General features: G+C 68.0%; 20 protein-coding genes and 1 tRNA gene. 6 read left to right on the top strand and 15 right to left on the bottom strand.

All coding sequences use genetic code 11. The annotated features are described in order from the left end of the window. Positions 1 to 11: 11 nt before the first annotated feature. Together HNO81_RS12605 and HNO81_RS12600 are read left to right on the top strand one after the other, a co-directional pair. Positions 12 to 800, top strand: a complete 789-nt coding sequence (locus HNO81_RS12605; protein WP_175318453.1) for a CbiQ family ECF transporter T component — start codon at positions 12 to 14, stop codon at positions 798 to 800. Next, a complete protein-coding gene (locus HNO81_RS12600; RefSeq protein ID WP_175318452.1) occupies positions 793 to 2,415 on the top strand; it encodes an ABC transporter ATP-binding protein in 1,623 nt (540 codons plus the stop codon). Before HNO81_RS12605 ends, HNO81_RS12600 begins: the two co-directional genes overlap by 8 nt. Before the next feature lie 12 nt (positions 2,416 to 2,427). On the opposite strand, the gene HNO81_RS12595 is transcribed toward HNO81_RS12600, so the two are convergent. From HNO81_RS12595 to HNO81_RS12555, 9 genes are all read right to left on the bottom strand, one after another. After that, positions 2,428 to 4,593 carry a 3-hydroxyacyl-CoA dehydrogenase NAD-binding domain-containing protein gene (locus tag HNO81_RS12595; protein ID WP_175318451.1) on the bottom strand — a complete coding sequence of 722 codons (2,166 nt, stop codon included), beginning with the start codon at positions 4,591 to 4,593 and terminating at the stop codon, positions 2,428 to 2,430. Beyond that, the gene (locus HNO81_RS12590) at positions 4,590 to 5,870 is read right to left on the bottom strand and encodes an acetyl-CoA C-acyltransferase (protein WP_175318450.1); all 1,281 of its coding nucleotides are present in this window, start codon (positions 5,868 to 5,870) and stop codon (positions 4,590 to 4,592) included. The genes HNO81_RS12595 and HNO81_RS12590 overlap by 4 nt, the downstream gene beginning before the upstream one ends. Before the next feature lie 122 nt (positions 5,871 to 5,992). Next, positions 5,993 to 7,327, bottom strand: a complete 1,335-nt coding sequence (locus HNO81_RS12585) for an HRDC domain-containing protein (RefSeq protein WP_175318449.1) — start codon at positions 7,325 to 7,327, stop codon at positions 5,993 to 5,995. A gap of 12 nt (positions 7,328 to 7,339) precedes the next feature. Next, on the bottom strand, positions 7,340 to 8,029 hold the full coding sequence (locus tag HNO81_RS12580; RefSeq protein ID WP_175318448.1) for a DUF3000 domain-containing protein: 690 nt from the start codon (positions 8,027 to 8,029) through the stop codon (positions 7,340 to 7,342). A gap of 58 nt (positions 8,030 to 8,087) precedes the next feature. Continuing rightward, positions 8,088 to 9,185, bottom strand: coding sequence for a low specificity L-threonine aldolase (locus HNO81_RS12575; RefSeq protein ID WP_175318475.1), 1,098 nt, complete (start codon positions 9,183 to 9,185; stop codon positions 8,088 to 8,090). A gap of 42 nt (positions 9,186 to 9,227) precedes the next feature. Next, positions 9,228 to 9,974 carry an SDR family NAD(P)-dependent oxidoreductase gene (locus tag HNO81_RS12570; protein WP_175318447.1) on the bottom strand — a complete coding sequence of 249 codons (747 nt, stop codon included), beginning with the start codon at positions 9,972 to 9,974 and terminating at the stop codon, positions 9,228 to 9,230. Further along, the gene (locus HNO81_RS12565) at positions 9,971 to 11,338 is read right to left on the bottom strand and encodes a DUF6421 family protein (RefSeq protein ID WP_175318446.1); all 1,368 of its coding nucleotides are present in this window, start codon (positions 11,336 to 11,338) and stop codon (positions 9,971 to 9,973) included. Before HNO81_RS12565 ends, HNO81_RS12570 begins: the two co-directional genes overlap by 4 nt. A 201-nt stretch (positions 11,339 to 11,539) precedes the next feature. Beyond that, positions 11,540 to 12,058 carry a peptide-methionine (R)-S-oxide reductase MsrB gene (gene msrB / locus HNO81_RS12560; protein ID WP_175318445.1) on the bottom strand — a complete coding sequence of 173 codons (519 nt, stop codon included), beginning with the start codon at positions 12,056 to 12,058 and terminating at the stop codon, positions 11,540 to 11,542. Between the two features lie 14 nt (positions 12,059 to 12,072). Then, positions 12,073 to 12,564: a hypothetical protein gene (locus HNO81_RS12555; RefSeq protein ID WP_175318444.1), complete on the bottom strand. Its 492-nt coding sequence runs from the start codon at positions 12,562 to 12,564 to the stop codon at positions 12,073 to 12,075. 167 nt (positions 12,565 to 12,731) lie between these two features. Between HNO81_RS12555 and HNO81_RS12550 the strand changes: the two genes are divergently transcribed. From HNO81_RS12550 to HNO81_RS12540, 3 genes are read left to right on the top strand one after another with little or no spacing between them, the layout of a single operon-like run. Continuing rightward, positions 12,732 to 14,003, top strand: a complete 1,272-nt coding sequence (locus tag HNO81_RS12550; protein ID WP_175318474.1) for a S9 family peptidase — start codon at positions 12,732 to 12,734, stop codon at positions 14,001 to 14,003. 2 nt (positions 14,004 to 14,005) lie between these two features. Further along, complete coding sequence (locus HNO81_RS12545; RefSeq protein WP_175318402.1) at positions 14,006 to 15,577, top strand: succinic semialdehyde dehydrogenase; 1,572 nt, start codon at positions 14,006 to 14,008, stop codon at positions 15,575 to 15,577. A gap of 36 nt (positions 15,578 to 15,613) precedes the next feature. Beyond that, positions 15,614 to 16,447 (top strand): SDR family oxidoreductase, encoded by an 834-nt coding sequence (locus tag HNO81_RS12540; protein ID WP_175318443.1) that lies wholly within the window; start codon positions 15,614 to 15,616, stop codon positions 16,445 to 16,447. Here the strand turns inward: HNO81_RS12540 and ybaK are convergent. The 3 genes from ybaK to HNO81_RS12525 are packed head-to-tail and all read right to left on the bottom strand — an operon-like array spanning position 16,444 to position 18,370. Beyond that, positions 16,444 to 16,956: a Cys-tRNA(Pro) deacylase gene (gene ybaK, locus HNO81_RS12535; RefSeq protein ID WP_175318442.1), complete on the bottom strand. Its 513-nt coding sequence runs from the start codon at positions 16,954 to 16,956 to the stop codon at positions 16,444 to 16,446. The genes HNO81_RS12540 and ybaK overlap by 4 nt on opposite strands. A gap of 10 nt (positions 16,957 to 16,966) precedes the next feature. Continuing rightward, the gene (locus HNO81_RS12530; protein ID WP_175318441.1) at positions 16,967 to 17,416 is read right to left on the bottom strand and encodes a SufE family protein; all 450 of its coding nucleotides are present in this window, start codon (positions 17,414 to 17,416) and stop codon (positions 16,967 to 16,969) included. 27 nt (positions 17,417 to 17,443) lie between these two features. After that, complete coding sequence (locus HNO81_RS12525; RefSeq protein ID WP_175318440.1) at positions 17,444 to 18,370, bottom strand: sulfurtransferase; 927 nt, start codon at positions 18,368 to 18,370, stop codon at positions 17,444 to 17,446. A 214-nt stretch (positions 18,371 to 18,584) separates the two neighbouring features. Here HNO81_RS12525 and zapE point away from each other — a divergent pair, with 214 nt between their 5' ends. Beyond that, on the top strand, positions 18,585 to 19,622 hold the full coding sequence (gene zapE / locus HNO81_RS12520) for a cell division protein ZapE (RefSeq protein ID WP_175318439.1): 1,038 nt from the start codon (positions 18,585 to 18,587) through the stop codon (positions 19,620 to 19,622). Here the strand turns inward: zapE and HNO81_RS12515 are convergent. The 3 genes from HNO81_RS12515 to HNO81_RS12505 form a co-directional block, all read right to left on the bottom strand. Beyond that, positions 19,619 to 20,863 carry a benzoate/H(+) symporter BenE family transporter gene (locus HNO81_RS12515; RefSeq protein ID WP_175318438.1) on the bottom strand — a complete coding sequence of 415 codons (1,245 nt, stop codon included), beginning with the start codon at positions 20,861 to 20,863 and terminating at the stop codon, positions 19,619 to 19,621. The genes zapE and HNO81_RS12515 overlap by 4 nt on opposite strands. Before the next feature lie 139 nt (positions 20,864 to 21,002). Next, positions 21,003 to 21,266: an antitoxin gene (locus HNO81_RS12510; RefSeq protein WP_175318437.1), complete on the bottom strand. Its 264-nt coding sequence runs from the start codon at positions 21,264 to 21,266 to the stop codon at positions 21,003 to 21,005. Positions 21,267 to 21,413: 147 nt separating this feature from the next. Beyond that, a tRNA-Val gene (locus HNO81_RS12505) sits at positions 21,414 to 21,485 on the bottom strand.

Below are 21,485 nucleotides of genomic sequence, written 5' to 3'. Positions count from 1 at the left end.
GTCCGGGCACCGTGTCAGTATCTCCGGCAGGCAGGACCCTTCCCGCGCCCCGGCATCGGCGGGTCAACCCGCTGACGTTGCTGGCTGCTGCCGGAAGCGCAGCGGCCATCACGACGGCGGCAGCAGACTGGGTGCTGTCAGTGGCCGTGGTTGCGGCTTGCCTGGGCCTGTCGGCGGCTGCGGGGACGGCGCGCCGCGTGGTGCCCGCTGCTGCGGCGGTCCTGGTTCCCCTGGGCCTGTCACTGCTGGTGCTGCACGGCCTCTTCTTCCCGGAAGGAAGGACCGTGCTGGCTGAATGGGGACCCGCCCGCATCACGGCCGAGGGCCTGCAATTCGCCGTGCAGCGCATCCTCCAGCTGGCCGCAGTGGTTCTCGCCCTGCTCCTGTTCTCCTTCAGCGTCAGCGTCCCGGACCTGGTGGCGGCGCTGTCCGCCCGTGGCGTGCAGGGCCGGTTCGCTTTCGTGCTGGCGTCAACCTTGACCCTGCTGCCGGCCATTGCCGGGCGGGCGCGCAGCATCCGCCAAGCCCAGGAATCGCGCGGCCTGGTCATCTCCCGGGGCCTGGCCTCCAGGGTGGCCGCCTTCCGGCTGCAGGCCGTCCCGCTGGTCCTGTCCCTGATCGAGGACGCCGGTACTCGGGCTGCTGCCCTGGAAGCCCGTGGACTGGGTAACGCCGGTCCACGGACCAGCTACCGCGAGGTACCCGATTCCGTCCTGCAGCGGGCAGTGCGCGTCCTCCTGGTGCTGGCAGCCCTGGCCGCCGTCGTTGCCCGCGTGGTGCAGGCAGGCGCGAATGGCTGAACACGTGGCCCCGCAGTGTTTCGGGAGCGCAGGCACACAGAACACAGGCACACAGAACGCAGGTGCAGAGAAGGCAGCCGGCAGTGCATCCGCGCCCGTCCTGGCTGCCGGCATCAGGGACTTCACCTTCCACGACGCACACGCCCCCGCCCTGAAGGACGCAGCTGTTTCCGTGGCTTCGGGCTCCTTCACGGCCATCCTGGGCGCCTCCGGCAGCGGCAAGTCCACCCTGGGCCGGCTGCTGGCGGGCTGGCTGCCGCCGGGCGGCCACGGCACCTTGGCGGGGTACCTCGAGCTGTCCGGCACGCGCCTGGAGTTCGTCGGCGGCACGGGGGACCCGCGGATCGATCCCGCCCAGTGGGGCCGGCACGTGGGATTCGTGCCCCAGGACCCTGCTGCGGTGCTGTCCACCGTTAGGGCCACTGTGGCGGAGGAACTGGCGTTCGGGTTGGAGAACACCGGTATGGACCGCGGCAGCATGAAGGCAGCCGTGGATAACACCGCGGGCCTGCTGGGACTGGACGGCATCCTGGCCCGGGATCCCGCCAGGCTGTCCGGCGGCCAGCTCCGGCGTCTGGCCATTGGTTGCGCCATCATTGCGGGGCCACCTGTGCTGGTGATGGACGAGCCGTTCGCCTCCCTGGACGCGGCCGGCTCCGCCGGGCTTGCCGCCCTGGTCCGGAACCTGGTCAAGCGGGGGACCGCTGTCGTCATCCTCAGCCAGGCAGTGGAGCCGCTGCTGCTGGAGGCCGGCACCTGGCTGGTCCTGGAGGGCGGCACGCTCACTGCGGGAGGGCCGCCTTCCTTCTTCGGACCTGGCTCCGGGCGGCTGCCGCGTGCCATCCGGCGGCTGGTCGCCCCGCCGGCGTCACTACCGTCCAGCGTCGCGACCTCCAGCCGCCCGAAGCAGGGGGAACCCGCAGCGCTGGAGCTGCAGGGCTTGTCTTTTGGCTACCAGGAAGCGCCGGTTTCCCGCCGTGCACGTCGACGGCGGGATCCAGTGCGCCGGCCCCTGGTGCTCCAGGACGTCCACCTGGCGGTCCACCCGGGAGAAATAGTCGCTGTCACCGGGCCCAACGGCGCCGGCAAGTCAACACTCCTGCGCCACTTCAACGGGCTGATGCGCCCCACCGCGGGCACAGTCCTGGTCCGCGGCAGTGACATCGCCGGCGCTCCGGTGGGAACAACTGCGGCGTCAGTGGGCCTGGTGTTCCAGCACCCCCGCGACCAGCTGTTCGAACGGACAGTGCTGCGGGAGGTCGGGTTTGGCCTGGAACGCCTGGTTGGGCCGGCCATGGCTGCGGAGCGTGCCGCCAGGGCCCTGCAGGCTGTTGGCCTTGCGGACGCGGCCCGGGAGCATCCGGCCGAACTTCCGGCGTCCGCCCAGCGCCTGCTCGCGCTGGCCACTGTCCTGGCGCGCAGGCCGGCGGTCCTGGCACTGGATGAGCCCACCGTGGCGCTGGATGGCGCCGGGCTGGCCATGCTCGACGCCGCCGTGCGGTCGGCAGCGGAGGCGGGCGCCGCCGTCGTGCTGGTCACCCATGAGCTGGGCTATGCACGCGCGGCGGCGCACCGCATTCTGTCGCTTGACGGCGGCCGGCTGGTTCCGGCCTGACCGCCGGTCCGCCTACCCGCGGACGGGGCTGGACGCGACGCCGGACGCCAGGAAGCGCTTGCCGGTGACCCGCTCCGAGGCGCCCACCCGGTCCAGGTACGGCGTGATGCCGCCCAGGAACATGGGCCAGCCGGCGCCCAGGATCATGCACAGGTCGATGTCCTCGGCCCCGGCCACGACGCCTTCGTCCAGCATCAGGCCGATTTCCTCAGCCAGGGCGTCCTGCACGCGGCGCAGCACCTCCTCCGCCGTGGACGGGTTGGAGCCAAAGGACATCAGCTCAAGGGTGGCCTGGGGAATGGCCCGGGAACCATCCGGGGCGGTCTCCCACAGTGCCTTGACGTTGTTGTCGATGAGCTTCTTGAGGTTGTCGGAGACCGGGAAGCGGTCACCGAAGGCGGCGTTCAGCGATTCCTGGACGTGCTGGGCCACGGGCAGGCCCACCATGGCCAGCAGCGTGAACGGTGTCATGGGCAGTCCCATGGGCCGCAGCGCAGCGTCCGCCACCTCGGCCGGTGTGCCTTCGTCGAACGCAGCCGTCACTTCACCCATCAGCCGCAGCAGGATGCGGTTGACCACGAATGCTGCCGCATCTTTGACCAGTACGCCGGTCTTCTTCAAGGCCTTGGCCAGCTCGAAGGCGGTGGCCAGCACGGCGTCGTCGGTCCGCGGGGCACGGACGATTTCCAGCAGCGGCATGACAGCCACGGGGTTGAAGAAGTGGAAGCCCACCAACCGCTCCGGGTGCTGCAGGTCCGCGGCCATCTCCGTCACCGAGAGGGACGACGTGTTGGTGGCCAGGATGCACTCCGGCGACACGATGGCCTCAAGTTCGGCGAAGACCTGCTTTTTGATGTGCAGTTCCTCGAACACCGCTTCGATCACGAAGTCGGCGTCCGCGAAGGCTTCCTTGGACACCGAGCCCGTTACCAGCGCCTTGGTGCGGTTGGCAGCGTCCTGGCTGAGGCGCTTCTTCGCGAGGAGTTTATCCACCTCGCCGTGGACGTAGGACACGCCCTTGTCCACCCGGGCCTGGTCGATGTCGGTCAGGACCACAGGCACCTTCAGCTGCCGCGCGAAGAGCAGAGCCAGCTGGCCGGCCATCAGGCCGGCGCCCACCACGCCCACTTTGGTGACAGGCCGGGCCAGCTTGCGGTCCGGAGCGCCGGCGGGCCGCTTGCCGCGCTTCTGCACCAGGTCGAGGAAGGCGTAGACGGTGGACCGGAACTCATCGGTCTGCATCAGGTCCGCCAGGGTCTCGCACTCCAGTGTGGCGGATTCCGCGGCGGTCATGGTGCGGTTGGCTTCCAGAATGTCCAGGACCTTGGCGGGGGCCGGGGAGGCATTGGAGGTCTTGCCTTCCACGAACTTCCGGCCCGCGGCCACGGCCGCGCTCCAGCGGGCGGCAGTGTCAGGGGAGGACGGGTCGACGGCGTTGGCCCGCTCAGGGACCACCTCGCCGGTGATGACTCCCGCGGCCCAGGCCAGCGACTGTTCCAGGAAGTCGGCAGGCTCAAAGAGGGCGTCCGCGATTCCCATGCCGAACGCCTGTGCACCGGACAGCGTCCGGTTGTTGCTGAGCGGGTTCTCGATCATCACCTTGACGGCATTTTCCGGGCCGACCAGGCGGGGGAGGATGTACACGCCGCCCCAACCGGGAACCAGGCCCAGGAAGCCTTCCGGCAGCGCCAGGGCGCCCGCCCCGGTGGACACCGTGCGGTAGGTGGACTGCAGGGCGATCTCCAGGCCGCCGCCCAGCGCGACGCCGTTGATGAAGGCGAAGCTCGGGACGCCCAGGTTGGCCAGGGTGGAGTAGACGTCGTGGCCCAGCTTCGCCATCCAGAGTCCGTGTTCGCGCTCTTCAAGGGATTTCACGGCGGAAAGGTCAGCCCCTGCCACCAGGTAGTGCGGCTTTCCGGTAACACCTACGCCGACAATTTCCCCGCGGGCGGCGCGGTCCCGCAGGCCTTCAAGTACCGTGCCGAGCTCCACCAGCGTATTGGGGCCCAGGGTGGTGGGCTTGGTGTGGTCAACGTCGTTGTCCAGGGTGACCAGGGCGAAGGTGCCCGGGCTTGCCTGGCCCGCCGTTCCCGGCAGGACGATGTCCTGGACGTAGGAGTGGGTCACGGTTTCGTTGGGGAAAAGGTCCGCCAACATGCGGTAGTCTGCGGCGCTCATGCCATGGCTCCTTCGGAAACGGTAGCGGAGGCGGACTCCCCGGCGGGGGTTCCACTGTAGTCGGGGTGGTGCGGGTTTTCCCAGATCACGGTGCCGCCCATGCCCAGGCCCACGCACATGGTGGTGATCCCATAGCGGACGGACGGGTCTTCCTCGAACTGCCGGGCCAGCTGGATCATCAGCCGGACGCCGGAGGAGGCCAGCGGGTGGCCCACGGCAATGGCGCCGCCGTAGCGGTTGACCCGGGGGTCGTCGTCGGAAATGCCGTAGTGGTCCAGGAAGCTCAGGACCTGGACGGCGAATGCCTCGTTGATTTCGAACAGGCCGATGTCGTCGATGGTCAATCCGGCGTTCTTCAGTGCCTTTTCGGTGGCCGGGACGGGGCCGATGCCCATGACCTCCGGCTCCACACCGGCGTAGGCGTAGCTGACCAGGCGCATCTTGACGGGCAGGCCAAGCTCTGCGGCGGCCTCCGAGGACGCCAGGACGGCAGCCGTTGCGCCATCATTGAGGCCGGCAGCGTTGCCGGCGGTGACCCGGCCGTGGGCGCGGAACGGTGTGCGCAGGCCGGCAAGGTCTTCCACCGTGGTGCCGGGACGGGGCGGTTCATCCTTGCTGTGGACAGTCCAGCCTTCGCCGGGCTTCTGGGCGGCAACGGGAACCAGGTCAGGCTGGATCCGGCCGTCCTGGTAGGCGGCTGCAAGCTTGTCCTGGGATGCCACGGCGTAGGCGTCGGTGCGCTGCTTGGTGATGGCCGGAAAGCGGTCGTGCAGGTTTTCCGCAGTGTTCCCCATGTTCAAGGCGGCCGGGTCCACCAGGCGCTCGGACATGAAACGGGGATTGGGGTCGGCGCCGGCGCCCATGGGGTGGTGGCCCATATGCTCCACACCGCCGGCAATCACCACATCGTAGGCACCGAAGCCGATGCCGCCTGCGGTGGTGGTCACGGCGGTCATGGCCCCGGCGCACATACGGTCGATGGCGAAGCCGGGGACCGTGCGGGGGAGGCCGGCCAGCAGTGCGGCGGTCCTGCCCAGGGTGAGGCCCTGGTCGCCGGTCTGGGTGGTGGCGGCAATGGCCACCTCGTCGATCCGTTCCGCCGGAAGTGACGGGTTGCGGCGCAGCAGGCCGCGGATGCATTTCACGATCAGGTCGTCGGCCCGGGTTCCGGCGTAGATTCCCTTCTCGCCGGCTTTGCCGAAGGGTGTGCGGATGCCGTCCACAAAGACGACGTCGCGGACGGTGCGCGTAGATGCGCCGCTTCCGTGCTGGCTCACGTGTAACTCCTCATCGAGATGTGGCGCGCCGGGTGCATGCCGGAGGGCGGCAGCAGCCTGGCGTCAGTCACACCGATGTTACTCGTGAGTAACTTAGCCTGCAAGGGCCGGGTTGGGGCCGGCTACTGGCCGCCGGCCGCAGCAGCGGGTTTGGGATCCTTGGGCGCCAGCGGCTGGGGGTCGAGGAACGCGCCGGCAATCAGCGGTGCGGCCAGGTCAACCTGCCACCCGCGGGCCCCCAGCGCCCGCAGCTCAGCGGCGATCGAGTCTTCGGTGACGTCCGCGGGAGGCCGCCATGCCACGCGCCGCAGGTAGTCCGGCGTCAGCAGGTTTTCCAAGGGGAGGTTCAGCTCCTCGGCCTTCGCCTGGAGAAGCGGCCGGGCCGTGGCCAGCCTGGCGGCCGCCTCGGGGTCGCGGTCTGCCCAGACCCTGGGGGGCGGCGGGGCGTTGGTGGGCAGGTGCAGCGGCGGGAGGTCCTCCATGTCCCTTGCGGCGGCAATGCAGCGCAGCCAGCGGGGAGCTTCTCGCTGGGCAGCGCGGCCATGGAACCCCTTGGTGCTGAGCAGCTGCGGGACGGTGGCGGGCATGGCCTTCGCCGCTGCAACAAGTGCTGAATCCGGAATGAGCCTGCCCGGTGCTACGTCGCGTTTTTGCGCCAGCGAATCGCGTTCCAGCCACAGCTCCCGGACGGCGGCGAGCTGGCGGCGGTCCCGGATCTGGTGCAGGCCGGAGGTCTTCCGCCAAGGGTCAACCCGGGGCGGGGCGATGCCGGCGGCCAGGATGGCGGCAAATTCCTGCTCGGCGTACTCCAGCTTCCCGTCGGCCTGGAGCAACTCAATGAGTTCCTCGCGCAGCTCCGTGAGGACCTCGACGTCCAGGGCGGCGTAGCGCAGCCACGGCTCCGGAAGTGGGCGGGTGGACCAGTCGGCGGCGGAGTGTTCCTTGGCAAGCCCGAATCCCAGCAGCTGTTCGATAACCGCGGCGAGGCCAACCCGGGGGAGCCCGGCCAGGCGGGCGGCGAGTTCGGTGTCGAACAGCTTGTCCGGCCACATCCCCAGTTCGGACAGGCAGGGCAGGTCCTGGCTGGCGGCGTGCAGGATCCACTCGACGCCGCGCAGGGCGTCATTGATGATCTCCAGGTTGCCGAACGGTTCGGGATCGATCAGCCAGGTCCCGGCACCTTCGCGCCGGATCTGGACCAGGAAGGCGCGCTGCCCGTACCGGAACCCGGATGCGCGCTCGGCGTCAACCCCTGCCGGCCCGGTGCCTGCGGCGATGGCGGCGGCGCAGCGCTCCAGGCCTGACTGGGTTTCGATGACCAGGGGAACGCCGTCCCGGGGTGCGTCGAGGTCGATGATTTCGGGGATGGGGCTGTCAAAGCCTTCCACCGTGATGTGGGTTGCGGCAGCAGCAGCCGGGACGCCGGCTGTGGTGTTTTCCGGAATGTTTGGGGTCATGATGCCCCCAGTTTACCGGGCCGGCCCATAACCGCCCTGCGGACCCCGGCGCCGGGGCGGAAGCGCTGTCACGCCATCGGGCAACGGTGGCAGGCCCGCGAACATGCACACCATGTCGGACCAGGCCTCCAGGTGCGCCTGGATATCGGACGAATCGGGCGTCCAGGAGGCCCGGAGTTCAATGTCGATGGACCCCGGTCGCCCGGACAGGGTGCCGAAACTTTCCGAGAGGACGCGGGTGGCCGTTCCGCCGGCGGCGCGGTATTCGGCCTTGTGGTTCTCCAGCGCTTCCACCAGCCACGTCCACGCCACGGTTCCCAGCATTTGGTCGTTGCCCATTTCGGGTTCCAGCTCGGCCCGGATGTAGGTGACGATGCGGAACCCGCCGTCCCAGACTGCTGACCCGTCGGGATCGTGCAGCAGGATGAACCGTCCCGTGGCGAGCTCCGTTTCGTCCTCGTCGGCGGCGTCGGCCGCGGTGCCGGAGGCTGCAGCGAAGGCCAAAGCTGCCGGTCCGTGCACGGGGGTGGACGGGGTGTGGGCGCCGGGGGCCATCACCTCCGCGCCAAGGGCGACGGCGAAGGGTGCCAGGCGGGCAGGGGCGGGAATTTCCGCGAGGCGCAGTTCCTTGCGGCACTGGGCTTTCCTGAGGGTTCCCAAGGCGTGGAGAAAATCCGGGGGAACCTGGTCAAGTGCGTTCACCTTGGCAGATTACGGGGCGTGACGGGGCAGGGCAGGAAGGCTCGCCGTCGGCGGATGCTTAGACTCCCTGGCTGTCCCGGTGGTCCCGCAGTTCTTCGCGGATCGCGGCGGCGAAGGCATCAACATCCTCCTCAGTGGTGTCGAAGGAGCACATCCAGCGGACTTCCCGTGCTGCCTCGTCCCAATCGTAGAAGCGGAAGGTACTGCGCAGGCGGTCTGCTACACCGGGTGGAAGGATGGCGAAGACGCCGTTGGACTCCGTCTTCTGGGTGGGGCGGACGCCCTCAATGGTGTCGACGGCGGCGCGCAGCCGGGCGGCCATGGCGTTGGCATGCGAGGCGGAGTGCAGCCAGAGGCCGCCGTCCAGCAGGGCGATGAACTGGGCGGACAGGAACCTCATTTTGGATGCCAGCTGCATGTTCATCTTGCGCAGGTAGACCAGGCCGTGGGCGGCCTCGGGGTTCAGGGCCACCACCACTTCACCGAAAAGCAGCCCGTTCTTGGTGCCGCCGAAGGAGAGGATGTCCACACCGGCGTCCCTGGTGAAGGCGCGCAGGGGAAGGTCCAGGTGGGCGGCAGCATTGGCCAGCCGTGCCCCGTCCATGTGCAGCTTCATGCCCTTCGCGTGGACATGGTCTGCGATGGCCCGCACTTCCTCCGGCGTGTAGCACGTGCCCAGCTCCGTGGTCTGGGTGATGGAGACGGCCAGCGGCTGGGCGCGGTGCTCGTCACCCCAGCCCCAGGCCTCGCGGTCGATCAGCTCCGGGGTCAGCTTGCCGTCCGGCGTCGGGACCTGCAGCAGTTTGATGCCTCCGATCCGTTCGGGCGCGCCGTTTTCGTCCATGTTGATGTGGGCGGTGCTGGCGCACACCACGGCTCCCCAGCGGGGGAGCAGGGACTGCAGGGCCAGGACATTGGCGCCGGTGCCGTTGAAGACCGGGAAGCACTCGATACCCGGGCCGAAGTGGTCAACCATGAGTTCGTGCAGGCGGGCGGTGTAATCATCCTCGCCATAGGACACCTGGTGCCCCTCATTGGCGGCGGCCAGGGCTGCCAGCACCTCGGGGTGGACGCCGGAGTAGTTGTCGGAGGCAAAGCCGCGCACGCTGGGGTCGTGCAGCCGCTGCGCCGCGCCTGTTTCTGCTGTTGTCGTCATAGGGTTGCTCACGCTTCCAGTCTAGGTACGGTGGGGCGGGAATCAGTCCGCCAGCCGGATCCGGGCTCCATTGAGTTCCGCGGCCGGCGTATCGAAAAGGCGTACGACGGCGGCGGCCAGGTCAGCCACGTCCGTGGCCCCCGGGAACTTCCGCTCGGGGTGGGCGCGGCGCAGTTCGTCGTCAACCAGGGCTTTGACCACCAGGATGCTGGCTGCCGCCGGACTGCCCCCGTCCCCCGCGGCCCGGCGGAAGCCATCGGCCACGGCCATGGTCCAGGCCTCTGCGGCGGCCTTCGCCGCAACGTAGCTGGCCACCGCCGCGGTTGGTTTGTCCAGGGCCGTGGAGGACACCATGGCGAACCGGCCGGATGGTGATGCGGCGATGTCGTCGAAGAAGACGCGCGACACGTTGCGCAGTGTGGTGATGGCCCCGCGCTGCAGGAAATCCCAATCGTCGTCGGACTGGTCGGCGATGCCCTTGGCCCCGCGCCAGCCACCCACCAGGTGGATCACAGCGTCCACCGGCCCGGAGGCGGCACTGACCTCGGCACGAAGCTGCCGGACGGCCTGGAAATTGGCGAGGTCGCACGTGAAGGGGGTGACGCCGTCGCCCGCCATTTCCGCCGCCGCCGCGATCCTGGCCTGTTCCGATCCCACGGTGGCCACGCGGTGACCGGCCGCAGCCAGTGCGCGCGCAACAGCGACGCCGGACGCGCCGCTGCCGCCCGCCACCAGGACTGTCAGGGACCCGGTGGCGTGGGCGGCGGCAGCGGTGCCGGAACCGGTCACAGGGCTGAGTGGCCGGTGATGCCGGCGGTTGATTCGATGACGGGGCGCATCTTCTTCTCCAATGCCTCGTAGAACATGGACAGCGGGAATTCGTCGTCCAGGACCTGGTCCGTGAGGCCCCGGGGTGTCCCCGCCAGCGGCAGCGCATCCGGGCCCTTGGCCCACACGGAGGCCGGGTTGGGCGTGACGGTGGCCGACACCAGCTGGTAGGCCGCCAGCCAGTGCGCAGTCTTGGGCCGGTCGATGGAGCGCCAGTACAGGTCATCGATGCTGGCTCCCAGGGCGATCACAGCGTCCGCCACCTCATCCCAGTCGATGGTAAGCCGGGTGTCCGTCCAGTGCAGTACATGGTGCTGGTGGAGCCACGCGAAAAGGAGCTGGCCACCCAGGCCGTCGTAATTACGGACCCGGCTGCCGGTGATGGCGAAGCGGAAGATGCGGTCGAAGATGATGGCGTACTGCACGAGCTTCGCGTGCCGCCGGGCCTCGGGGTCGGCGTCGTCATCCTTTTCGATCCGGACGGATTCGCGGAACGCGGTGAGGTCGCAGCGCAGTTCCTCCAGCGAGTACAGGAAGTAGGGCATCCGCTGCTTGATCATGAAGGGATCGAAGGGCAGGTCGCCGCGCATGTGCGTCCGGTCGTGGATCAGGTCCCACATCACGAAGGTGGCCTCGGTGAGGTCCTGGTCAGCGAGCAGTTCCGCGGCGCCCTCCGGGAGCTCAAGGGAGGTAACGTCCGCGGCGGCCTTCAGCACGCGGCGGAACCGGGCGGCCTCGCGGTCGGCGAAGATGGCGCCCCAAGTGAAGGTGGGGGTTTGGCTGACGGCTACCGTCTCGGGGAAAAGGACTGCCGAGTTGGTGTCGTAGCCTGGCGTGAAATCGACGAACCGGATCGGGACGAAAAGCTTGTTGGAGTATTCGCCGGCTTCCAGTCCGTCGATGAACTCGGGCCAGATGACCTCCACCAGGACTGCTTCCACCAAGCGGTTGCTGCTGCCGTTCTGGGTGTACATGGGAAACACCACCAGGTGCTGCAGGCCGTCAATGCGCTGCTCCTGGGGCTGGAACGCCAGCAGGGACGACAGGAAATCCGGGACAGCGAAGCCGCCGGCGGCCCAGGCCCGGAAATCAGCGCTGACGGCTTCCAGGTAGGCGGCATCGTGCGGGAAGGCAGGGGAGAGGGCAGAGACGGCCTCCACGATGGTTTCCACGTGCCGCGCCGCGGCCGCGTGGTTCGCGGGATCGGGGACCGAACCATCCTGAACCTGGAGGTCCTGCAGGGCGGTGGCTGCACCCTTGAGCCGCAGCCAATCCTTGTTCTGCTCGGAAATCCCGGTGATGGCGGTGGTCAGGGTCTCTGTCATCGTCAGCTGCCTTTCTGGTTGCTTGCTTCTCTGGTGAGCGTAACAAGCAGCCAGCAAGACTTATGCCCAAGATGTCCATGAATAAGCACTTCTTGGCCTTGAGGGCCGTAGGGACGGAACGAGACCGGCCCCCGGCTGTGGGAACAGCAGGGGGCCGGAGTGCCTGGAGCGGGTGCGCGGACTCCCGGTGATACTTACTGACTAGCCTTGGGATCCGTCGCTGTCCCTCTCTTTGGCCACAAGGCGCAGGGAGACTGAATTAATGCAGTAGCGCTGGCCCGTGGGCGTCCCGTAACCCTCGCCCTCGAAAACGTGGCCCAGGTGGGAGTCGCAGGCAGCGCAGCGGACTTCAATCCGCTCCATGCCCAGCGTCCGGTCGTGGATGTAGCGCACCTTGCCCTCCGCCAGGGGGGCCCAGAAGGACGGCCAGCCGCAGTGGGAGTCGAACTTCTCGGTGCTGGTGAACAGTTCAGTGCCGCACGCGCGGCACTGATACACGCCCTCGGTGTGCGTGTCCCAGTATTCGCCGGTGTAGGGCCGTTCCGTCCCCGCCTGCCGCAGGACGTGGTATTCCTCCGGGGTCAGTTCCTCACGCCACTGGGCATCGCTCTTTTGGACAGGCGCCCCGCTGTCCGCAGCTTCCTGGGTGCTGCCGTTCTTTGTTCCGTTACCAACGCCGGGTGCCTTGTTGCCGAAGATGCTGTTTCCAAAGATACTCATGGCATTTTCAACGCTCAGGAGTCGCCGATAAATCCCGAGCCCGCGTACAGATGAAGCACGGGGACGCCGAGTTGGTCCTGGGCCTTATTGGCCCAGTCGGTGTGGAACGTATCGGCCACGGCGTGTGGCCGGGTAATCACCACGGCCTGCGATGCGCCTGTTTCGCGGACCTTGGCCACCAGGCCGTCCACGGCTTTGCCGTCCACCACCTGGCCGCTCACACCGGAGCCCAGGCCTTCAAGCGCCACCAGCGATGCCGCCAGGGTTTCGTCGGCATGCGCCCGCTCGGTGGCGGCATCCGGGTTGCGGTCGGCCAGGTCCCGGAACGCTTTGGCAACGTCCAGCATGGACAGGTTCTCAAGGAAGTCCACCAGCAGGTGCCGCTCCGTATTGGCCGGGACCAGGACCAGGAGGCGGCTGTCCGCACCGTCCACGAGGCGCTCGATGTTCAGGCGGTCTTCCGCGCCCAGGGGCTCTTCAGTCAGGATGACGATGGGATCACTCATGGCCTTAGCCTAGTCCCGCCCGCAGACCCCCGCACTGAACCCCGCCGTGAACTGCACCCGGCGCAGGAAACCGCGGCGCCGTGCCGCTGCAGTGCTGGAATGCTGGTATCCGCGGCGGTGCCGGTAAGAATAGTGCCATGGCACCTTTCCGGCGAGCGCGCCCTGCAATGACCGCACCCACCAGGGAATCCGCCGGAGTGTCGCCAGGAGCTAAATGGGCCATCGGGGGAGCCATTGCGGGCGGCTCGGTGGCTGGCCTCCTGGGCGCGGGCTCCTCGGCGCTCGCCGTGTACTTTGCGCGCCGGGTCATCACTCCGGCCCGGCAGCGGGCGGCGGACAAGGAAATCCTGGCCGTGATCCGGGACGGGCAGAAGCAGCAGGTGATCCTGGCCGCGAACGACGACACCACGGTGGACGGTGTCTACGGGTTCTTCTTCGACGGCGGCAAGGGCCACGCGCGCATCGGCCGCATTGTTTCCTACTCGCCCGCCGAACGGACCGTGCTGCGCGAGGTCGAGGCCGTGTACAGCGGGGACCTCTCCACGGCCCGCTGGGGATGGTGGAGCGGTGCCACGTATCCGGACCCGGCCGCCGTCGGAATTCCCGCCGAGGACGTGCTGATTCCCGTCGAACGCGGCAAAGCTCCCGCCTGGCTGGTCCGGGCAAAGGGAACAGCCCGGACCTGGGCCATCATGGTGCATGGCCGCGGGGCCACCCGGCAGGAGGCGCTGCGGGCGGTGGGGCCGGCACTGGAACTGGGCCTGACCAGCCTGCTGGTGTCCTACCGGAATGACGGGTTGGCGCCGTCAGCCGACGACGGCCGGTATGGCCTGGGGTCGACGGAGTGGCAGGACATCGAAGCCGCCATCGGGTACGCGCTGGACAACGGAGCCGAGGAAGTCGTCCTGTTCGGCTGGTCCATGGGAGGGGCCATTTGCCTGCAGACCGCGGACCTGTCCCGCCACCGGCACCTGATCCGGGCGATGGTACTGGATGCTCCGGTCATTGACTGGGTAACGGTGCTGGCCCACCACGCGCAGCTGAACCGGATCCCGTCACTGGTGGGCAGGTATGGCCAGCTGATGCTGGGCCACCCGCTGGGGCGCAGGCTTACCGGCCTCTCGGCCCCCGTGGACCTGAAAGTCATGGATTGGGTGTCCCGGGCCGTTGAACTCCGGACGCCAACCCTCATTATCCACAGCGTCGACGACGAGTACGTCCCGTACGGGCCGTCTGCCCTACTGGCTGAGCGGAATCCGGAAATGGTGACGTTCGAGACGTTCAACCACGCCCGGCACACCAAGGAATGGAACGTGGACCCGGCGCGGTGGGAACGGCTGGTCAAGGCCTGGCTGCGCCGGCAACTCGCTCCGCGCCTCAATCCCGGCTCCGGGGCCCACCAGGGACCTGCGGCGCAACACACTGCGACGGGGGCCTGACATTGGCGAAACACCAGGGGACCGGGGCGTTGGTTGACCGGGGACGGCTGCTGGCCGCGGACCTTTCCCAGCTGGTGGCGGCAGCAGCGGGCCGGCCCACCCAGGCTTCGCACGCCCCCTTCGACAGCAGGTTGGTGGGGGAAGTTCCCGTCTGCACCACGGACGACGTCGACGCCGCCGTTGACTGTGCCCGCACCGCCCAGCACCATTGGTCCGCGCTCCCGGTTTCCCAGCGCAGGGCCGTGATCCGCCGCTTCCGCGAGCTGCTGCTGAACCGCGAGCAGGACGTCCTTGACCTGGTCCAGGCAGAAAGCGGCAAATCAAGGTTGAGCGCCTTCGAGGAGTTTGCCGATGTTGTGCTCACGGCAAACTACTACGAGCGCAACGCCGAACGGTACCTCCGCCCGCGCCGCCGCAAAGGTGCCGCCCCCGTCCTGACCCGCACCACCGAATATTGCATCCCCAAGGGGGTGGTAGGGGTCATCAGCCCCTGGAACTATCCGTTGACGCTTGCGGTTTCAGATTCCATCCCCGCTTTGCTGGCGGGGAACGGCATCGTGCTCAAGCCTGACTCGCAGACGCCCTTCACCGCCCTGCTGATGCTCCGGCTCCTCCGGGAGGCAGGCCTTCCGGAGGACCTGTTCCGGATCGTCACCGGGCCGGGCACGGAGATCGGGCCTGCCTTGATAGCGCGGGTGGACTTCCTCATGTTCACCGGTTCCTCCCGGACCGGCAAGACCGTTGCACGGCAGTGCGGTGAGCGGCTGATCGGCTTCTCCGCCGAACTGGGAGGCAAGAACCCCATGCTGGTGCTGGCGGATGCGGACGCAGGCAAGGCAGCCGCGGGTGCAGTGCACGCCTGCTTCTCCAACTCCGGGCAGCTCTGCGTCAGCATCGAGCGCATCTACGTCCACGCCGACATCTACGACCGCTTCGTGGCGGCCCTCACTGCCAAGGTGAAAGACATCCGACTGGGCTCCGGCGCGGACTGGGACATCGGCATGGGCTCCCTGATCAGCGCCGCACAGGTGGAACGGGTGGACCAACATGTCCAGGATGCGCTGGCCAAAGGCGCCCGGCTCCTGGCCGGAGGACGGCGCCGGCCGGACCTGGGTCCGTTGTTCTACGAGCCCACCGTCCTGGCCGGGGTCACGGATGGGATGCTCGTTGCCCGGGAGGAGACGTTCGGGCCGGTGGTTGCCGTCTATAGGGTGGCAGATGATGACGACGCCGTGGCCCAGGCCAACGATTCCGACTTTGGGCTCAACGCCAGCGTCTGGTCCGCCCGCCACGGGGAGGCCGTGGGCCGCAGGCTCCTGACCGGAACCGTCAACGTCAACGAAGGCTACGCCGCCACCTGGGCCTCCCACGATGCTCCGATCGGCGGCATGAAGGACTCCGGTGCGGGCCGCCGCCACGGCCGGGAAGGCATCCTCAAATACACCGAACCCCAGACCATCGCCGTGCAGCGGCTGCTCCGGGTGGCTCCGGCACCGGGAATGTCCAACCAGGCCTACGCCCGGCTCATGAGGGCCGCCATCACCCTGATGGGGCGCCTTTCGCGTAACAGCTGACCCGACCCGCACGTGCCGAAACCCAGGAGAACGAAAATGGCCAAAGGAACCCGACTTTCCGGCTCAACCCTGCTCATCACCGGGGGAGGCAGCGGGCTGGGCCGCCGCATGGCCCTCGGGGCCGCCCGGCGCGGCAGCCGGGTGCTGGTCTGGGATGTGGACGCGGCAGCGGGCGCGGCGGTCCGCGACGAAATCCGGGCCGCCGGCGGCCAGGCGGAAGCGCAGGCGGTGGATGTCACGGACCGGGAAGCGGTCAGGGCCGCCGCGGCCCAGGCGGGGCCTGTGGATGTCCTGGTGAACAACGCGGGGGTGGTCAGCGGCCGCCGTCTCCTGGACGCCACCGAAGAGGCCATCGAACGGACCATGAACGTGAACGTCCTGGCCCTGTACTGGGTCACCCGGGCTTTCCTCGGCGGGATGGTCCAGCGCGGGCACGGCACCGTGGTCACCATCGCCAGTGCCGCCGGGATGGTGGGCGTGGCCCGCCAAACGGACTATTCAGCCAGCAAGTTCGCTGCGTTCGGATTCAACGAGTCCCTCCGCGCCGAGCTCCGGGCGGATCACACCGGTGTCAACACACTGGTGGTGTGCCCCTACTACATCAACACGGGAATGTTCGACGGCGTCCAGACCCGTTGGCCGCGGATCCTCCCGATCCTCGGAGAGGAGGACGTGGCAGCGGCAGTCCTTGACGCGATTGAGGCCGGCCGCCGGAAGCTGGTCCTGCCACCCCTGGTGAACCTGCTTCCGGTCCTGCGGGTCCTTCCGGTCAGCGTCTTTGACCGGGTCATGGATGTGCTGGGCGTGAACCGCACCATGGACCACTTCACGGGCCGTAAAGGCAGCCGTACCGGAGAGCCCCTCGGCTAAGGCTGGATCCTGCCTGCGGCCAGTGAGCTGATGGGAGCCGTGACGGCGCCTGTCAGCCGGATAAGGTCAGCCGGAGCCAGCTCAATGTCAAGGCCCCGCCGGCCGCCCGAAACCAGCAGGCTGCCCAGTGCCAGGGCGCTGGAATCCAGCACGGTGGGGGAGGGCTGCCGCTGGCCGAGCGGGGAGATGCCGCCCAGGACGTACCCGGTGCGGCGCTGCGCGGCCGCCGGATCCGCCATGGCGGCTTTCTTGGCACCCAGCGCAGTGGCCATCGCCTTCAGGTCCAGGGTTCCGCTCACCGGGACAATACCCACCGCGAGCCTGCCCTCAACATCCACCATCAAGGTTTTGAAGACGCGGGACGGATCGATTCCCAGGGCCTGGGCGGCCTCCGCCCCGTAGCTCGCAGCCGAGGGGTCATGGGTGTACGGATGCAGCACAAAGGGAACCCCGGCCGCGGTCAGGGCCGCTGCGGCCGGGGTTCCCTGGGAGGTGTTCTTGCGGGCCATGCAGGTGTGGTCAGCCTTGGTTGCTGGAGGCAGCAACCTTGCGCTTGATCCGGCCCAGCATGGCAGTCATGCCCCGCATGCGCAGGGGAGTGATGGCACGGGTGAGGCCCAGCAGTTCGGGCATGTCGTCCGGCACGGACAGGATCTCCACGGCCGTCAAACCGTCCAGGCCCTCATGCAGCACCCCGGCGAAGCCCCGCGTGGTGGGGGCCTCGGGCGGTGCCTTGAAGAACAGGCGGACCGCGCCGTCGTCGTTGGTGTCCGTCTCCACGGTGAGGAACAGAGGAGACTGGCACTCCACCACCTGCTCCAGGAGTTCGGGGTGGTCCTTGAGGCGGTCCGGGAGTTCGGGCAGTCCCTCCGAGAACTCCAGCAGCAGCTGCAGCCGCTCGGGTTCGGACAGGGCCTGGAAGTCGTCCACGATCGCCGCCAAGGCGGACGGCAGAGCTTGAGTAGTCATCGTTCCAAGTCTACCCGGGGAGCCTGGTCAGGCTCCGACGGCGGCGGGAACGGAGCCACGCTCCGCGCCCTTGATGATGGGTACGCGCACGGCATTGCCCCACTCGGTCCATGAACCGTCGTAGTTGCGGACGTTCTCGAAGCCGAGGAGGAACTTCAGGGCGAACCACGTGTGGCTGGACCGCTCGCCGATGCGGCAGTACGCCACCACGTCGTCGCCCTCAGCCAGGCCGGCCTCGCCGAGGTAGATGGCTTCCAGCTCTTCCCTGCTGCGGAAAGTGCCGTCTTCGGCCGCGGCGCGTGCCCACGGGATGGAAGCCGCCGTAGGAATGTGGCCGCCGCGCAGGGCGCCCTCTTCGGGGTAGGCCGGCATGTGGGTGCGTTGACCGGTGTATTCCTCGGGGGAGCGGACGTCGATCAGCGGGCCGGTGCCCAGGTGTGCCAGGACATCATCCTTGAAGGCGCGGATCGGGGCGTCGTCACGCTCTACCACCGGGTAGCTTCCGGGGGTGGGAGCAAGGCGGTCCCTGGTCAGTCCGCGGCCTTCGGCAACCCACTTGTCCCGGCCGCCGTCCAGCAGCCGGACGTCCTGGTGCCCGAAGAGCGTGAAGACCCAGAGGGCGTAGGCGGCCCACCAGTTGGACTTGTCGCCGTAGATGACTACGGTGCTGTCGCGGGAGATGCCTTTCGATGCCGCGAGTTCAGCGAAGGCGGCACCGTCAATGTAGTCGCGGGATACTTCGTCGTTCAGGTCCGTGTGCCAGTCAATCTTGACGGCGCCGGGAATGTGGCCGGTTTCGTACAGGAGCACATCCTCATCGGACTCCACCACCACAAGTTCGCCTCGGGCCACTGCACCACTTTCGACGGCGGCAGCAAGCCACTCGGTGGAGACCAGCCGCTCGGGGTGGGCGTAGGCTGCGAACTTCTCATTCTCGTCAACCGGGTAGGGCATGGCTTGGCCTTTCACTAGAGCGCGGGAAACCGCGGAACATGCATTGGAACCTGTTCCCACCCTAGCCAGCGCCCGGAGGGATGTCCGTATTCCGTTAATAGGGCGAAATGTTGCCTTCGTCACGCCTGGGGACGGCAGGAAGGCGTCCCGCCCGGGTGGGGCCGGCATTGCCGGTATCCTTTCTGGGGACCAACCACCAGCAGAACGGACCACCTTGGTACAGATCGAACAGCTTGCCGCCCGCACCCCGGCAGTATCGGTGGACGAACTCCTTAAGGGCTTCTACCCCTCGCCCCGGTTCGGGGAAGTTTCCTTTTCGAGTTACCGCCCGGATCCCAAGCAGCCCAGCCAGGCCGCCGCCGTGCGCGCCCTGGAGGGATTTGCCGACGGCGTGGGGTCGGGCAACGGAGGCGGGCTTTTCAAGAAGCTATTCGGCAAGAAGGACGAGTCCAGGGCGGGAATCTACCTCGACGGCGGCTTCGGCGTGGGCAAGACCCACCTGCTCGCTTCCCTGTGGCACGCAGCTCCCGGTCCCAAGGCCTTCGGGACGTTCGTGGAGTACACCAACCTGGTGGGTGCCCTTTCTTTCCGCAAAACGGTGGAGGCCCTGAGTAGCTATCAGCTGGTGTGCATCGACGAATTCGAACTGGACGATCCCGGCGACACCGTCCTGATGTCCCGGCTCATGCGTGAGCTGGCCGATGCCGGAGTCAAGCTGGCCGCCACATCCAACACGCTGCCCGGCTCGCTGGGGGACGGCCGGTTCGCTGCGGTGGACTTCCAGCGCGAAATCCAGGTCCTGGCGGACCAGTTCGACGTGGTCCGGATCGATGGCGAGGATTTCCGGCACCGCGGCCTTCCGGCGGCGCCGGCACCGCTGAAGAACAGTGAACTCAGTGCACACATGAAGGCTGAATTCGACGGGAAGACCGTGGCCCAGGATGAGTTCTCCACCCTCATCCACCACCTGGCCGGGGTGCACCCCAGCCGCTACCGGCAGTTGATCGACGGCATCGACGGCGTGGTCTGGCGCAATGTGGAGACCATCACAGAACAGGCGGTAGCGCTCCGCTTCGTGGTCCTCGCAGACCGGCTCTACGACAAGGACGTGCCGATCCTGGCCAGCGGCGTCCCCTTCGACAAACTGTTCACCGAAGAAATGATGGCCGGCGGGTACATGAAGAAGTACTTCCGCGCCGTCTCCCGCCTCACCGCGCTGGCCCGCGAAGGCCAGAACCACGAGCCCTCCTAGGCGGACTTCTTTGCCTCTGCGGGCATCGTCCCTTTCCCGGTCCGGGGCCGCAGCGCCAGCCGGACCACCAGGCCGGCCAGCAGCGCCCAGAACGCGGACCCGATCCCGGCAAACGCCAGGCCGGACGCGGCCATCAGGAACGTCACGGCCGGGGCGATCCGGTCCTCCGGGTCCGCCAGCGCAGCCGAGACGGCCGAGGCAAGGGTGCCCAGCAGGGCAAGCCCGGCAACGGCTTCCAGCATCCCGGCCGGCGCCTTGCTGACCACCGACACCAGCGCGGCCGAGAAAGCAGCCAACACCAGGTAGGCCAGCCCGGAGCTAACGCCCGCGATCCACCTCCTGCTGCGGTCCCCGCCGGCTTCCTCGCCTGCGGCAAGGGCGGCACTGAGTGCTGCGAGGTTAATGGCGTGGCCGCCGAACGGCGCCCCCGCAACGGTCCCCACTCCCGTGACGAGCATCGTCGGCCGCCACGGTGTTTCGTAGCCGAAGGACCTCAGCACGGCCACCCCGGGAATGTTCTGCGAGGCCATGGTCACCACGAACAACGGGACCGCAATGCCCACCATCGCCTGGAGACTGAACACTGGGGTGGTCCAGGCGAGTGCCGGAAGCAGGGTTGCCGGTGCAACCGGGGTTCCTGCCGAGGCCAGCGTTGTTCCGATCACTGCCAAGGCCACGAGAAGGGCTCCGGGCACCGCCCAGCGCGGTGCGAACTTCATCATTAGCAGCCAGCACAGGATCACCGGAGCAACAAAGACCGGAACTGTGCCGAGTGCTTTGAAGGGTGCCAGGCAGAGCTGGAGGAGGATCCCCGCCAACATGGCCTGCGCCAGGGAAGACGGGATGCGCGCCATCAGCCGGCCGAGCGCCGGCACCAGTCCAGTCATGGCCAGCAGGACACCGGCTCCCAGGAAGGCTCCGACGGCGGCCGGCCACCCGCCGTCGGGCACGCCCGATGCCGCGAGCAGGGCTGCACCCGGAGTTGACCAGGCCAGGGTCACGGGAACCCTGGAACGCCATGCAAGGACCAGGACGCCGAGTCCAACGGTGAGCGTGACGGCCAGCAGACCGGACGCAGCCTGGGCCGGGTCGGCGCCCACGGCCTTCAGGCCGGCCAGGACTACGGCGAAGGAGGAAGTGAAGCCCACCAGTGCGGTCACGATTCCGGCGACTGCCGGCCGGGAATCGGTCCGGATCGCTCCGGCCTTTGCTGCCGTGGTGGATGCGGGGGACTTGGGCATACCGGCAGGTTACCTGCGCGGGTTGGGCAACCGGCAATCACTGCACTTTGAGTCGCCATTAAACGCCAAAGGTGCGGGCGCCGCCTCCCGGCGGACCCGCACCTCCTTGACGTGCCGGGCAAAGCCCTGGCCAAATCCTTTACGGAGCCCTGTCAACCGGCGGAACCGGATTTTCGGGAGCTGCCGGGGGAACCTGCCCTGGAGCAGGTGACTGCCCCGGGGTGCCGTTCTTGTCAACGAGCTTGGAAGCGCCATCCTGGATTTTGTCGACATGGCCTGCGTACTTGCCGCCGGTCTTGGTGTCGACGAAATCGCCGGCCTTGGTGATGCCGTCCTTGATGGCCTGCTCGTTGCCGCGGATGAGACCCTGAGCCTTGCCCTTTAGATCGTCAATCAAACCCACGGGCACCTCCCTTCTATCGCGGAGCCAGGTCGCTCCTCGCGCATTCGATCCTAGCCGGGCGGGGGAGGCGTGCCAAGGGAATTGCGTTCGCCTGCAGCGGATACGCGGAAACGAAAAAAGCAGCTCCGGAGAGCTGCTGTTCGTGTGTGGGCGATACTGGGATCGAACCAGTGACCTCTTCCGTGTCAGGGAAGCGCGCTACCGCTGCGCCAATCGCCC

This window comes from Pseudarthrobacter sp. C4D7, assembly GCF_013359725.1.
Lineage (GTDB): Bacteria > Actinomycetota > Actinomycetes > Actinomycetales > Micrococcaceae > Arthrobacter.
The sequence above is the reverse complement of the archived record's forward strand: the minus strand, read 5'-3'. Positions and strand labels throughout refer to the sequence as shown.